Annotated in this window: 14 protein-coding genes; 6 read left to right on the top strand and 8 right to left on the bottom strand. The window is 67.8% G+C overall.

The features are described 5' to 3' along the window. Nucleotides 1-320 precede the first annotated feature (320 nt). Together VIB55_RS09300 and VIB55_RS09295 are read right to left on the bottom strand one after the other, a co-directional pair. Nucleotides 321-560 (bottom strand): hypothetical protein, encoded by a 240-nt coding sequence (locus VIB55_RS09300; protein WP_331876371.1) that lies wholly within the window; start codon nucleotides 558-560, stop codon nucleotides 321-323. After that, nucleotides 553-1,035 carry a type II toxin-antitoxin system VapC family toxin gene (locus VIB55_RS09295; protein WP_331876370.1) on the bottom strand — a complete coding sequence of 161 codons (483 nt, stop codon included), beginning with the start codon at nucleotides 1,033-1,035 and terminating at the stop codon, nucleotides 553-555. Before VIB55_RS09295 ends, VIB55_RS09300 begins: the two co-directional genes overlap by 8 nt. A gap of 586 nt (nucleotides 1,036-1,621) precedes the next feature. Between VIB55_RS09295 and VIB55_RS09290 the strand changes: the two genes are divergently transcribed. From VIB55_RS09290 to VIB55_RS09280, 3 genes are all read left to right on the top strand, one after another. Further along, complete coding sequence (locus VIB55_RS09290; protein WP_331876369.1) at nucleotides 1,622-2,929, top strand: serine hydrolase domain-containing protein; 1,308 nt, start codon at nucleotides 1,622-1,624, stop codon at nucleotides 2,927-2,929. 744 nt (nucleotides 2,930-3,673) lie between these two features. After that, on the top strand, nucleotides 3,674-4,159 hold the full coding sequence (locus VIB55_RS09285) for a nuclear transport factor 2 family protein (RefSeq protein ID WP_331876368.1): 486 nt from the start codon (nucleotides 3,674-3,676) through the stop codon (nucleotides 4,157-4,159). 747 nt (nucleotides 4,160-4,906) lie between these two features. After that, entirely contained in the window at nucleotides 4,907-5,158 is a 252-nt protein-coding gene (locus VIB55_RS09280; RefSeq protein ID WP_331876367.1) for a hypothetical protein, read from the top strand. A 111-nt stretch (nucleotides 5,159-5,269) separates the two neighbouring features. On the opposite strand, the gene VIB55_RS09275 is transcribed toward VIB55_RS09280, so the two are convergent. From VIB55_RS09275 to VIB55_RS09265, 3 genes are read right to left on the bottom strand one after another with little or no spacing between them, the layout of a single operon-like run. Then, the gene (locus tag VIB55_RS09275) at nucleotides 5,270-5,521 is read right to left on the bottom strand and encodes a hypothetical protein (protein WP_331876366.1); all 252 of its coding nucleotides are present in this window, start codon (nucleotides 5,519-5,521) and stop codon (nucleotides 5,270-5,272) included. Between the two features lie 51 nt (nucleotides 5,522-5,572). Further along, nucleotides 5,573-5,869 (bottom strand): hypothetical protein, encoded by a 297-nt coding sequence (locus VIB55_RS09270; protein WP_331876365.1) that lies wholly within the window; start codon nucleotides 5,867-5,869, stop codon nucleotides 5,573-5,575. After that, entirely contained in the window at nucleotides 5,866-6,345 is a 480-nt protein-coding gene (locus VIB55_RS09265) for a type II toxin-antitoxin system VapC family toxin (RefSeq protein ID WP_331876364.1), read from the bottom strand. Before VIB55_RS09265 ends, VIB55_RS09270 begins: the two co-directional genes overlap by 4 nt. Nucleotides 6,346-6,572: 227 nt before the next feature. Here VIB55_RS09265 and VIB55_RS09260 point away from each other — a divergent pair, with 227 nt between their 5' ends. Further along, nucleotides 6,573-7,655, top strand: coding sequence for a serine/threonine-protein kinase (locus tag VIB55_RS09260; protein WP_331876363.1), 1,083 nt, complete (start codon nucleotides 6,573-6,575; stop codon nucleotides 7,653-7,655). On the opposite strand, the gene VIB55_RS09255 is transcribed toward VIB55_RS09260, so the two are convergent. Next, nucleotides 7,656-8,573 (bottom strand): NAD(P)/FAD-dependent oxidoreductase, encoded by a 918-nt coding sequence (locus VIB55_RS09255; protein WP_331876362.1) that lies wholly within the window; start codon nucleotides 8,571-8,573, stop codon nucleotides 7,656-7,658. Between the two features lie 201 nt (nucleotides 8,574-8,774). Here VIB55_RS09255 and VIB55_RS09250 point away from each other — a divergent pair, with 201 nt between their 5' ends. Next, complete coding sequence (locus VIB55_RS09250; RefSeq protein WP_331876361.1) at nucleotides 8,775-10,157, top strand: M28 family peptidase; 1,383 nt, start codon at nucleotides 8,775-8,777, stop codon at nucleotides 10,155-10,157. Between the two features lie 354 nt (nucleotides 10,158-10,511). Here the strand turns inward: VIB55_RS09250 and VIB55_RS09245 are convergent, their stop codons facing one another. Continuing rightward, nucleotides 10,512-10,721, bottom strand: coding sequence for a hypothetical protein (locus VIB55_RS09245; RefSeq protein ID WP_331876360.1), 210 nt, complete (start codon nucleotides 10,719-10,721; stop codon nucleotides 10,512-10,514). Between the two features lie 125 nt (nucleotides 10,722-10,846). Further along, complete coding sequence (locus VIB55_RS09240; RefSeq protein ID WP_331876359.1) at nucleotides 10,847-12,454, bottom strand: peptide MFS transporter; 1,608 nt, start codon at nucleotides 12,452-12,454, stop codon at nucleotides 10,847-10,849. 221 nt (nucleotides 12,455-12,675) lie between these two features. On the opposite strand from VIB55_RS09240, the gene VIB55_RS09235 reads away from it, so the two are divergent. After that, nucleotides 12,676-13,488, top strand: coding sequence for an inositol monophosphatase family protein (locus VIB55_RS09235; RefSeq protein WP_331876372.1), 813 nt, complete (start codon nucleotides 12,676-12,678; stop codon nucleotides 13,486-13,488). The last annotated feature ends 54 nt before the right edge of the window (nucleotides 13,489-13,542 follow it).

Here is a 13,542-nt window from a genome sequence, read left to right as displayed (position 1 = left end):
GTATGGCCGACATGTTCACGGGTGAACACATCGGCCGCCGGCCTCATCGTCCGGCGGCCCGTCTTGTGAGGCTGCTGTAAGCCATAAAGGCACATAACTCGTCCCGCCGTGCGGCCTAACAATCGGCTGCAGGGGATGCGGGGCCTTGCATGCTTTCGGGCGCACGAGAGGCTTGCGCACCGGCCCCTGGCGGTGCGGAGAAAGTTGGGCAAGGAGGACGGCGTGACGAACCTGAAGGCCGAGACGTTCTTCCCCCTCACGCTGGACGACGCCCGCGAGATCGTCCGCTCACACGACTAACATTGAGCGAGCGGCGTCGATCAATGCTCCGCGGCCGCTCGTTTTCTCCGCAAGGCCTCGCAAGCGGCAGCGATCCGGGCGGCTTCACCCTCAGGCAGCTTGATCTCCCGGTGCCCCTGTTTCACGGATTCGGCATGGAATTCCTGCATGCGAGCCGTGAAACGGGCGGGATCGTTCCCGAACTGCTCCCACAACCTGCGGCGGGTTTCACGGATTTCTTCGATGGCCTCATCGGCCGCGCTGAGGGGTGGCTCACTCATCTTTCCTCCCAAGCAGGTCCCGCGGCGTCGCCAGCCTCGGCACGTACAATCCCAGCGACGCGTTGATGCGCGCCACGTGAGGCGCCTTATTGGGGTTCGCCAAGTGCCTGCAGTTCCACGTTACAATGAAATCGCAACAATGGAATGAGGCAAGGGCCAGGTGCCATGCATCGTACGGGGGAACCGCGGGCATGAGCTTGTGCTTCAGGTATTCGCCCACGACCTCCCCCACGACGGGCTCGAATTCCAGGCGCAGGAGAGGCGCCACGAGCGCGATTCGCAGGAGGGCGATGTTGGTGGTGCCGGCCGCGAGTTCACGCAGTACGACCTCGCTCGTGACGAGTTCGTAGCGGTCCACCGCCTGATCCCACCACAGGCGTGTCCAGTGACGCCGCTCCACGATCTCGGGATCGAGGCGCGGGTCGTAGTAGAAGCTGGGGATCGTCGTTTCGATGTAGACGCGTGGCTTCGGCATGCGGCGAAGGTAACGGCGTCCACATTGGATGCGTAACCCCGCGCTGCAAAGCGGCCACAGGCGTAGCGCAGTGTCCACCTGTGGCGGGAATAGATGGATGTAATATTCGGTTACTAATGCTCCCACCTTGGCAGGGGTATGCTTGTGCACCCCTATCAGGGTTACAGCGAGCGCGTCACGGCTGGGGGGTGGTGATCGTTCATCAGCGGCGGGGCACGGGCGAGGGCTTCGTGTTCGTGGGGCTGGAGGACGAGACGGGGGCTGGACGTGGCCTTCGGCCCCAGCTCCCCAACGGCATCCTGGCCGTGCGCGGAAAGCTGGGGGCGGACGGCGTGACGAACCTGCAGGCCCACGCGTTCTTCCCGCCTTCGGTCTGCCTGACACTCGGCTGCAGCGGGTGTGGGGCCTTGCTTGGTTTGCGAAGGAAAGTCTTGCGCGCCGGCGCGGCACTCATGACCCTTGTGTCGTTCGGCGGGGTCTGGCAGCCGCGAGCTGCTTGACCAGAACCCCTGCGTGTGTCCGATCGTGCCGGGTTCGTCATTCATCAGGCGGACTCCGCACGCGCAACCGCAATCGGAAAGTACTCATGAAACGCGCAAGAGCGTTGCTGGCCGGGCTGTTGGTGGCTGCGTCGTTCGTCGCATGCGACGAGAAGCCGCCCCCTGTCTCTCCTCCGGTCACGCCCGCGGAGATTCCGATCAGCGGTGCCGCGGTGCCGGGAATGGAGTCGTACGATAAGACGATCAGCGATTTCATGCGGAAGTTCGCGATTCCGGGTGGCGCAGTCGCCGTCATGCGCGACGGCAAGCTGATCTATGCGCGAGGGTTCGGGTACGCGGATGTCGAGAGCAAGACGCTGGTGCAGCCCCAAGCGCTGTTCCGGATCGCGAGCGTGTCCAAGCCGATCACCGCCGCCGCTGTCATGAAGCTGGTGGAAGAAGGCAAGCTCGGGCTCGACGACCGCGTGGCGCCGTTCATCGCGCACCTCGCCCCCGCGCCGGGGGCGACCGTCGATCCCCGGTGGGAGCAGATCACCATCCGGCACCTGCTCAACCACGCCGGGGGCTGGGATCGTACCAAGCCGAACGGCGGATTCGATCCCATCGATCGCCCGGTGATCGCCGCGGCCGCGGTCAACGCGCCCGCGCCGGCGTCCGGTGAAACACTCATCCGGTACATGAAGGGAATGCCGCTGGACTTCAACCCGGGGGAAAAGTTCGCCTACTCGAACTTTGGGTATATCATCCTCGGCCGCGTAATCGAGCGCGTGAGCGGCATGCGGTACGAGGAGTACGTGCGCACACGCGTGCTGCAGCCCATAGGCGCCAATCGCACGCGGCAGGGCAGGTCGCGCATGGGCGACGCGCACCCGGAGGAGGTGAAGTACTATTCGCCGCTGGACCCCGGCCTGGGCATGACCGCGCCGCTGGTGCCATCCGTGTTCCCGGGCGAAGGCGCGGTGCCCATGAACTATGGCGGCTTTCACCTCGAAGTGTCGGATGCAAGTGGCGCCTGGGTTTCATCGACCGTCGATCTCCTGCGGTTCCTGGGCGGCGTGGACGGCCGCGCCAGTCGTCCGGACATCCTCCCCCCCGGGCTCGTCGCGGAGATGACCAGCACCGGCCCCACGGTATGTGCCAGTGGCGCGTGCTTTTACGGATTGGGATGGTTCGTCCGCCCAACCCAGGGCGACGCGAACTGGTGGCACGGGGGATCGCTGCCCGGCACGACGGCCATGCTCGTGCGCTCGCATGACAACTTCTCGATGGTCGGACTGTTCAACGCCCGCTCCCTGACGCCCAACTCAGAGCCCGCGCTGGAGGCGGCGCTCTGGACTGCGCTTGCGGGCGTCACATCGTTTCCGGCGCACGACCTGTTTTCGACCTTCCAGTGACGTGAAGTCGCAGGAGGCGTCCGGGCCGGACCAGGTTTTCTCCAGTGAGCGCACAAAGCCTCGATAACGGCGCGTGCCCGCTCGCCTACGAAGTGGTGGGCGAGGGTCCGCCCGTACCCTTCATCCACGGGGTCGGCGTGCACGGCCGCGGCTGGTCACCCCAGCTCGAGGCGCACTCGTCCGCGTTCCGCTGCCTCTCCTTCGACACCTCTCACGTTGCCGCTCACCGTCGAGCAGATGGCGCAGGACATTTGAAGACCAGATTCTGCGGCCTCGTTCCGGCTCTGCTGGTTCTCCTGTCGTCACCAAGCGTCACTTTCGCGCAGGCGATATCGTCGTCTGCGGAAACTGCGCGTGACACGGGCGTTTCCAGCGTTTGGGTTCTCGCAAACTTCAGCTACGCCGGCATGCGCGCGCAGAACAGCCGCAGCGCGGGGTGGCGAATCATCTCCTTCATCTTCGGGTTTCCGGGCACACTCCTCAGCTGGCTCCTGATCAGGCCAGGGAGTGAGCGCGCCTACGGGGTCGACGTACCGCGCAGGCAGCCGCCCGAGCACCGTCGCTATCCGGGAGCGTAGCCACCTTTGGAACCGCTGGCTGGGTCTGGCGCACACTGGGCCACGCCGCCGCACCAAGTGTTGCCGCCGACGCCAAGCCTCGGCTATTGTGCAGCAGGACGCTTGCGCGCCGGCTCCGCACCTGGCCCTTGATTCCTTAGAGGCTCACCTTTGACCCACCATGCCCATGCGCCTCGCAGCCGTTCTGACGTCGCTCCTCGTGATCGGCCTCGCCGGTGAGTCGCACGCGCAGGCCGCGCCGGCGCCCCCTGCCGAGCACCCCACGGTGGAACTGTCGCCGGAGCTGGATCGGGTGCTTCGCGACTACGAATCCGCCTGGCGGCGCGGCGACGCAGCGGGCGTGGCCGCGCTCTTCGCGGAGGATGGCTTCGTTCTGCAGGGCGGGCGTGCGCCCATCCGCGGGCGGGCCGCCATCCAGACGGCATACGCCGGCCAGGCAGGGGGGCCGCTCCGCCTGCGGGCGCTCGCGGCCGCGACTGCGGACACGGCGGGCTACATCATCGGCGCGTACGGCTATGGCGATGCGCCGGGTGACCAGGGGAAGTTCACGCTGACGCTCCGCCGCGGGCCAGACGGCCGATGGCTCATCTTCTCGGACATGGACAACTCGAGCCGGCCGCCACGCCCGCCTGGCGCCGCACCCCCGCCCTGACGAACCGATGCCGCGGATGAGATGCGCATCCCTCGCTAGCGCATACGCTTCCGTTCACTGAGGCACTGAGCAACAAGCTGGACCTTCAACGTCAACCAGGATGTTTATGCGCTTCCCGTCTGCACTTCTATTGATTGGCCTTACTGCATGCGCGTCGAGCGGCGCATCATCGCGCGTTGACGCTCCAGTCGTCGCCTGCCAGGTGCCGGTCGCTTCTTCACCGCAGCAGAGCTGGCGCCAAATAACCGCGCAGGGCTTTACCTTCTGCGTTCCCTCCACTTGGCGTCAGAGTGGCGCGAACACGTTTCGGGGGGATGGCGGCTCGATTCGTTGGGGAGTGGGACAGTACCGGTCGTCGGCCACAGTGACCAGGACAGTGGTCGTTCCGGCTGGTCAAGCGCCACCGCCTCCCGTGGGTCGCGTAAATCGCTACTCGGAATCGATCGGGGGCAGTGTCGCCGAGCTCTGGGACAACGACTTGGAGGGCACCTTGTACACCGGTGCGCAATGGACGAATCCCGCGGTCTATCTGGCCGGTGAATCGAAGAGCCCGGCTGCGCGCGCCCAACAGCTACAGGTTTACCGCACCGTGCGCTTCACCACGAGATAGGTCCCGGGGCTCCCGCGAAGAGTTCGACTGCCGCTAAACCTGGTGTTCGGCGGCTGTTCGTTTGAATCTACCTCGCGGGTGGCTCCGTAATCTCTTCCGTAGCCACAGCCCTGCATCGCCCACAGAACGGATCGCCCATGTCGCAGGCCGACGAACGGATGCACAGTCACCTGGAGATCGCGACCGCGTCCATTCGCATCTTCGCGAACGACGGAACCATCGATCATCAGGAACTGGATCAGCTGCTCACCCTTGCCCTGCGCGACGGGGAGTTGGACGCTGAGGAACGGCGAGTGCTCGACAGCATCTTTTCGAGGGCTGAGGAGTCGGGTCTGTCCGCGAGCGTCCGGCAGCAGATGCGCGACGCACGGTCCAAGCACGGCATCTGACGGCGCGACGAAGCGGGCGGCAACGGAATTCGCATCCGCTGTCGTCCGCCTCGTTTGGATTCGCAGTTTGGATTGTTCGAAGACACGCGCGAGATGGTCCGCTCACGGCGATCACTGACGTACGCGCGTATTCGGTGACCGGCGCAGCCCTTTTCGCCGGGTGGATATTCGCGCCCTGGGTAACCGCGGACCGTAGATCACCCGCTTTCCGGATTGCCGCTCCAGTGCCATGTAGTGCTGGCCCATCTTGAGCGGATCATTGTCGAACCGCTCCCAGATCTTGCGGCGGACTTCCCAGATCTCTTCGATAATCGCGTCTACCTCGTCGTCCCACACCTTGGCGTAATTGATTGGCTCACTCATCTTCCTCTCCTGGGCAGATCGCGTGGAGCGACGATGCGCCCCGTCTTCTGCTTACAACGATCGCTGCGGTGCCTGCGCCCCGGGGGATTGTTCCTGTGCCGCTCGTTCCTTCAGGAGCGCCTGGCAAGCGGCGATGATCCGGGCGTCCTCTTCTGGGGATGAGGACGACTTGATTTCCGGGTGACCCTGCCTAACGCCTTCGGCGTGGCGCTCCCTCATGTACGCTGCCATCCTACGAGGGTCGTTGTCGAACCGCTGCCACATCTTGCGGCGGACCTCCCAGATTTCCTCGATGATCTCGTCTACCTGATCATCCCAGACGTCAGCAGCGTCGAAAGGCTCGCTCATCTTCCCCTCCTGAGCAGGTCTCGCGGAGTTACCAGCCGGGGCACGTTCAACCCGAGCCAGCCATTGATCCTCTCCAGGTGTGCGGCCTTGTTCGGATTTGCTAGATGCTTGCAATTCCAGGTTACAATGAAGTCACACCGGTGCTTCGATGCAAGTGCCAGATGCCATGCATCGTGTGGAGGGTTCGCGGGCATAAGTTTCTGCTGGATATGAATTTGGGCAATTCTTTCCACAGCCGCGTCCGCCTCGACCCACGGCACCTCATCGAGCACCCCTACACGCAGCCGCGCCAGTTCCATAGTACCATTCGCAAGCTCATTCAGGACGTACTCGCTGGTGACGAGCTCGTAGCGTTCGGCGGCGCCTGCCCACCACAGGCGCGTCCAGCGGCGCCTCGCGAGGACGGCTGGCGAGGTGCGCGGGTCGTGGTAGAAGCTGGGGACGGTCGTTTCGACATAGACGCGCGGCTTCGGCATGCGGCGAAGGTAATAGCGTCCACATTGGATGCGTAACCCTGCGCTGCAAAGCGGCCACAGGTGTAGCGGAGTGTCCATCTGTGGCGGGAATGGAGCCTGTCCGGGCCCTGTCCCGCCGGCTTTCCCGGATGTGCAGGGTACGCCCGTTGCGTTGGAAACCTTCCGTCACGGCGCGGCCGGACGGGGATGATCCCGGCGGGAGCCGCAACCTGTTCCAGGAAAGAGACATGGCATCTCCGGCGATTGCGCGGGCGCGCTACCAGGGGCTGGCGGCGGCGCGCAGGTGGGAGCACGAGCCGGCGCGGCCCAGGGAAAAGTTCACGCTCTCCGTGGGCGACCGCGTGGGCGAGCTGACGGTGATCGGCCACGTGGCGTGCGGCCGCATGACGGAGCTGTACCAGGTGTGGAGCAACCGCCACTGGTGCGCGCTCACCGGCAAGATCCTGCTCCCCGAGCACTGCGTGAACGGCGTGGCGCCCGTGTCGTTCCGGCGCGAGGCCGAGGTGCTGGACAAGCTGAAGCACCCCAACATCGTGCGGCTGTTCGGCAGCGGCGAGGCGGAGGGGCGCCCGTTCATCCTGCTGGAGTACCTGGCCGGGCCCTCGCTGTTCGACGTGCTGGAGGGGCTCACGCAGCGCCGCCTGCAGGTGCCCGACGCCATCCGCGCCATCATGCACGTGGGTGCGGCCATCCACTACCTGCACCGCTGCGGCTACCTGTACCGCGACCTGAAGCCGGGCAACGTGCACCTGCGCGAGGGAGTGCCGGTGCTGCTGGACTTCGACGTCGTGCGCGAGATCGAGCCCATCCGCCGCCCCGCCGACCGTTTGGGGACGGCCCCGTACATGGCGCCCGAGCAGGTGCTGAAGCAGCCGCTGACCGCCGCGACCGACGTGTACGGCCTGGGCGCGCTGCTGTACGAGTGCGTCACCGGCAAGTGGCCCACCGAGGAGCCCGAAGACGAGGACGACGAGGCGTTCTGGGACGAGCTGGACGAGGACGAGGAGGCGGACGTTCGCCCCGTGGCGCGGGCGCGTCCCCCCACCGAGGGGCGCGAGCTGACCACGAAGGAGCTGGAGCAGCGCTATCCGCAGATCACCCAGCCTCCCGTGCCGCCGCGCGCCCACAACCCGGGCGTGCCGCGCGACCTGGAGAAGCTGATCCTGCGCTGCCTTGCCGCCGATCCGGCGGACCGCTTCCAGACCGTCTCGGGGATGCTGGCCGCCCTTGCCCCCATGCTCAAGGGCCGCCACCGCATGTGGCCGGAGAACGCCCCCATCGAGCGCCGGGCGGACACGGCCACCCGGTAGCTACTTCAGTCTGCGGTCGTCCGGGATCAGCGACTTGTGGATGCCCACCGCCGCGCGCGCGCCCTCGGCGGCGGCGCGCAGGGCCAGGCGCGAGCCGGGGATGATGTCGCCGGCCGCGTACACACCGGGCACCGTGGTCTGGTGCTCCTTGTCTACCTCCAGGATCCCGTCCAGGTCCGCCTCGCACCCCAGGTCCGCGGGAAAGCTGGAGCCCGGGCCTGACGCAATGTGAAAGAAGAGCGCGTCGAATTCCTCCGTCTCTCCTCCGTGGTAGACGACGTGCTGGATCTGCCCGGCCTCGCCCTCCAGGCATTCGATCACCTCCTCCCGCACGGGGATGTTCCACCGCTCCAGCGCCGCCTTCGCGGGCTCCTCCATGTCGGGCGGGTGGCCGTGCGTGAGGATGGTCAGGTTCTCCGTCCATGTCAGCATGTACATGCAGTACGCGGCGATGGAGCGGCCCCAGCCGATCACCCCCACCTTCTTGTCGACGATCCCCGGGCCGTCGCAGTCCGGGCAGTGCCAGATGCTGGTGCCGTAGAAGTCGTGGAACTTCGGGATCTCGGGGAGGATGTCGCGCAGCCCCGTCGCGATCAGAATGCGCCGCGCGCCGAAGGTGCGGCCGTCCTCCACCGTGACGGTGAAGTCGTCCTGTGTGCCCGTGATCTCGGTGACCACGGCGGGCTCGTACTCGGCGCCGGCGTCGATGGCCTGGTGGCGCGCCACCTTTCGGAGCTCCGCGGGTGGCGGGTCGTCGATGCCCAGGTAGCCGTGAACGGCCCAGGTCTCGGCGTTGCGCGGCTCTTCGGCGTCAAAGACGCGCACCTTGCGGCGGTAGCGCGCCAGCCACAGCCCCGCCGCCAGCCCCGCCGGCCCCCCGCCCACCACGATCACGTCGTACATCCCGCCGTACGGCATCCGGTATCCCTCCGCGCGTTTTCACCAAATCAATGAGGGGGCGCCGCAGGTGCAATCGGCGGGCCGGGTACGCGCCAACGCGCGGGCGGTTGCCGTGAGGACGGTGGCGTGTATACTGCATTTTCCCGATCGATCAACCGATTCCGCCGCCGCCGGGCCGACCCTCGTTCGCCCGTGCCTGACCGTTGTCTGGAGGTTGCCGTGCTCCGTTGCATCCGATTCGTCCCCCTCGCGGCGGTGGCGCTGGCTGCGTCCGCCCCCGCCCTGAACGCGCAGGCCTCCGCCGGCGGGAGCGGCCCCGGCGCCGAGAACCCGCGCATCCACGAGATCGTCCGCCAGGTGTCGCCCGCGCGCCTGGAGGCCGACGTGCGGCGGCTGGCGGCGTTCGGCACGCGGCACACGACGTCGGACACGGTTTCGGCCACGCGGGGCATTGGGGTGGCGCGCCGGTGGATCTTCGCCGAGTTCCAGCGCATCTCGCGCGAGTGCGGCGGGTGCCTGGACGTGCAGTACGTCAGCGAGGTGATTCCCGGCGCGCCGAACGGGCGCATTCGCCGCGACACGCGCGTGGTGAACGTGGTCGCCATCCAGCGCGGGCAAACGGACCCCAACCGCCACGTGCTGATCCTGGGGCACTTCGACTCGCGCGTGACGGACGTGATGAACGACACCTCCGACGCGCCGGGCGCCAACGACGACGCGTCCGGTACGGCGGCGGTGATCGAGGCCGCGCGCGTGCTGAGCAAGCACCGCTTCGACGGCACCCTCGTGTACGCCGCGCTGGCGGGCGAGGAGCAGGGGCTCAACGGGGCGCAGATCCTCACCCGCCACGCGCAGGCGAACAACTGGCGCATCGCGGGCGTGCTGAACAACGACATCATCGGCAACTCGCGGGGCATCAACGGCGCGGCCGACAACACCGTCGTGCGCATCCTGTCGCCCGGCATTCCGCCCGAGGCGCCGGCCGCCGTGCTGCGCCAGTACCTGTACAGCGGCGGCGAGCTGGATGTCCCCGCCCGCCAGCTGGCGCGCTACGTGGACCTCATCGCCGACCGCTACGTGCCCAACCTCGACGCGCAGATCATCTACCGCCTGGACCGCTTCGGCCGCGGCGGGGACCACACGCCGTTCTTCCTGGCCGGCTACCCCGCCGTGCGGCTGACGGAGCTGTACGAGGACTACACGCGCCAGCACCAGGACCTGCGCGTGGAGAACGGCATCGAGTACGGCGACGTGCCGGAGGCGATGGACTTCGTCTACAACGCCAGGATCACGGCGCTGAACACCGCCTCCATGGCGTCGCTGGCCTGGGCGCCCGCCGCGCCGGACTCGGTGACCATCCGCGGTGCCGTGACGCCGCACACGGTGCTCCGCTGGAAGGCGGTGGACGCGCCGGACCTGGCGGGCTATCGCGTGTACTGGCGCCTACCGACCGATGCCAATTGGACGCACTCGCGCTGGGTGGGCAACGTGGCCGAGGCCACGCTGGAGAACATCGTCATCGACAACTGGTTCTTCGCCGTCGCCGCGGTGGACCGCGACGGCAACGAGAGCCTCACCGTCTTCCCGGCACCGGGCCGGTAGGCGCCGGTCATGGAAACGACGAAGCCGCCGGGGAGCAATCCGGCGGCTTCGTTGTCTCCGCGAGGGTGATGAACTTCGACAGGCCTCAGGGACGCCGCGGCCGCCCCCCTCTCCCGGCCTCTCCCCCATAAACTGCATGGGGGAGAGGAGAATTCGAGTGCGCTCCGGCTGGCCCCGCGCACTCTACTGGCTCCCTTCCCCCGCGGCTGTTTGCGGGGGAAGGGCTGGGGATGGGGGGCGCCGGCCCGAGCACGATCCCAACCCGACGCACCGCGGAAACGAAAGGCCCTCCCCCAGCGCACCGGAGAAGGGCTATCCACACTTCCGCACTTCCGCACTAACGCACTCACGCACTCACGCACTTCCCTCGGCATCATCCGCCAGCGCCAGCGTGCGCAGCGCCGCCTTCCGCCGCTGCGGCATGGTGGCCGTGTCCAGCGCTTCGATGCTGTCCACCGTGAACCCCTCCGCGGGGTCGAAGCCCAGGCTGGCCAGCAGCTCGCGGATGTAGTCCTCTTCCAGCCCGCGGTCGCGGAGGCGCTCCCCGATCTCGTCGTCCGTCATCCCTATCTCGTTGTGCGTGGTCGGGTTGCCCATACACCGGCGCATGCGGCGGGTGCCCCCGAAACAAGAACGCCGCGCGCGAACCCGGTTCGCGCGCGGCGCCGCTCACTGCGTGGCGACGAGGCTCAGTGCGCGCCCGCCGCTCCGCCCTCTTCGCGCATCATCCGCCGGATGGGAATGCTCAGCAGCGCCAGCACCGCCGCGGCGATGAACAGCGACGCCGTGGTCACCGTGAACAGGCGGGGCATCTGCTCCAGCTTCTCGGGGTCCACGTGGCCGCCCACCAGGCCGCCGATCAGCGTGCCGACGGACGACGCCAGGAACCAGATCCCCATCATCTGCCCCACGAACTTGCGCGGCGACAGCTTGGTCATCGACGACAGGCCCACCGGGCTCAGGCACAGCTCGCCGACCGTCTGAAAGAAGTAGCTGCCCACCAGCCACCAGGGCGAAACCATCACCTGACCGCCGCCGGCCACCACCTTGTTGGCGGCGAAGATCATCAGCAGAAAGCCCACGCCGGCGAAGAACAGGCCCAGCGAGAACTTGCCGGGGCTGGAAAAGTCGCGGTTGCGGCGGCCCAGCGTCAGCCAGAGCGCGGCGAACACCGGCGCAAGCGCGATCACGAAGAACGAGTTGATGGCCTGGAACCAGGTGGCCGGCATCTCCCAGCCGCCGATGTTGCGGTCGGTGAAGTCGGCCGCGAACAGGTTCAGCGAGGTGGGCGCCTGCTCGAAGGCGCTCCAGAAGATCGCCGCGAAGATGAACAGCACCATGATCACCGCCACCCGCTTCACCTCGTCGCGAGTCAGCTCGCCGAAGATGAAGATGTAGCCGAAGTAGACGGCCGCGGTGCCCACCAGCACGTACGTCATGTATCCACCGATCGCCTGCGCGTCCAGGTGGATCATCTTGGTGGCGCCCAGGATGAACACGATGGCGATGGCGATGCCGATGGCGCTGATCACGCCCTTCACCGTGCGCTCCTGCCGCGCCTGCACCACGGGGTCCGGATGCCGCGTGGGCTCGTTGCCGATGTCGCCCAGCGTCTTCTGCGCGCGCAGCGAGTACCACAGCAGGCCGAAGAGCATGCCCACGCCGGCTGCCGTGAAGCCCGCATGCCAGCCCACCTTTTCGCCCAGCGCGCCGGTGATCAGCTGGCCGGCGAAGGCGCCCAGGTTGATGCCCATGTAGAAGATGCTGAACCCCGCGTCGCGCCGCGACCCGCCCTCGGGGTACAGGTCGCCCACGATGGCCGAGATGTTGGGCTTCAGCAGGCCGGTGCCGCAGACGATCAGCAGCAGGCCCAGAAAGAACATCGACTTGCCGAGCGTGCCCTCGCCGCCGAAGTACGACAGGCCGATGGAAAAGTGGCCCGCCGTGATCAGCGCCGCGCCCACGAAGATGGCCCGCCGCAGCCCCAGCAGCCGGTCGGCCACCCATCCGCCCGGCAGCGATGCCAGGTACACCAGCGAGCCGTAGATGCCCACGATGGCCGACGCCTCGCCGCGGTCGAATCCGAAGCCGCCGCTGGTTACCGCCGCCGTCATGAACAGCACCAGCAGCGGGCGCAGGCCGTAGTACGAGAACCGCTCCCACATCTCGGTGAAGAACAGCGTCGACAGGCCGAGCGGGTGCCCGAAGAACCGGGTGTCCTGCGAGGCGTGGCCGCGCATCGGGTCGTCGGCGAGGGTTCCGCCGCCGCCGTACTGGGGTGAGAGTCGCTTGCTCATGCCGAACCGGGTGGATGGGTGTGGGGCCGGGAAGCCGGATAAACGTTCGTCCGACCGGCGGTGCGGCGATGGGCCGCAACTGACAGCGTGCGGACGTGCTTGCGTGTAGGCGGCGCAATGTACAGAATGCCCCCGCGCCGCGCCACCACGGGTGCGGTGCGGCCCCTTGCGGGCGGACATGCGTACCGGCGGCGGCGCCCGTGAGTTCCCTTCTCGTGAAGATGGATACGGGGCCGTTCGCGGCCGAGCTGGCGGTGGCGCTGGATGCGGCGGCGGGGGCGGCGGAGCTGATCACCGCGCGCGGCGGGGCGGCCGAGGTGCGCGACAAGGGCAGGGCAGACCTGGTGACGGCGGTGGACGAGGCCGCCGAGCGCCTGGTGGCGGAGCGCATCCTGGCCGCCTTTCCGGGCGACACCATCGTCGGCGAGGAGCTGTCGTCTGCGCACGTGCACACGGGCCGGCGCTGGTACGTGGACCCGGTGGATGGAACCACGAACTTCGTCCACGGGCACCCGTTCGTCTGCACCAGCATCGGGTTCGCGGACGACGGCGGGATGGCGGCGGCGGTCATCCACGCGCCGCTGCTGGGCGAAGTCTATCACGCCACGCGCGGGGGCGGCGCGTTTCTGAACGGTGCGCCGATCCGCGTCTCCGAGGTGAGGGATGCGCGGCGGGCGCTGCTGGCGACCGGGTTTCCGTTCAAGAGCGGCAAGGGAAACCTGGACGCGTACATGCGTCTGGTGGCCGATGCGGTGCGCGGCACCCACGACGTCCGCCGGGCCGGAAGCGCCGCGCTGGACCTGGCATTCGTCGCGGCCGGCAAGGTGGAGGGCTTTTTCGAGGTGGGCCTGTCGCCCTGGGACGTGGCCGCGGGAATGCTGCTTGTGCACGAGGCCGGGGGGCGCGTCGGCGGCTGGCCGGGCGATGCCGACGAGCCGCTGGTGACCGGCCGCGTCCTGGCCAGCAACGGCGCGATCCACGGCTGGCTGTCCGTGCTCGCGGCGTCGCACGTGGACGCGATCGGCCCGGAATAGCTGCGCCCGCCCCGCTCCGGCACCTCTCGTGCATCGGTGGCTCGTGGACCGCGC

It is taken from the genome of Longimicrobium sp. (genome assembly GCF_036554565.1).
In the GTDB taxonomy this organism is placed as follows: domain Bacteria; phylum Gemmatimonadota; class Gemmatimonadetes; order Longimicrobiales; family Longimicrobiaceae; genus Longimicrobium.
Note: the sequence above shows the minus strand (reverse complement) of the source record. Positions and strands in the feature narration are given on the sequence as shown.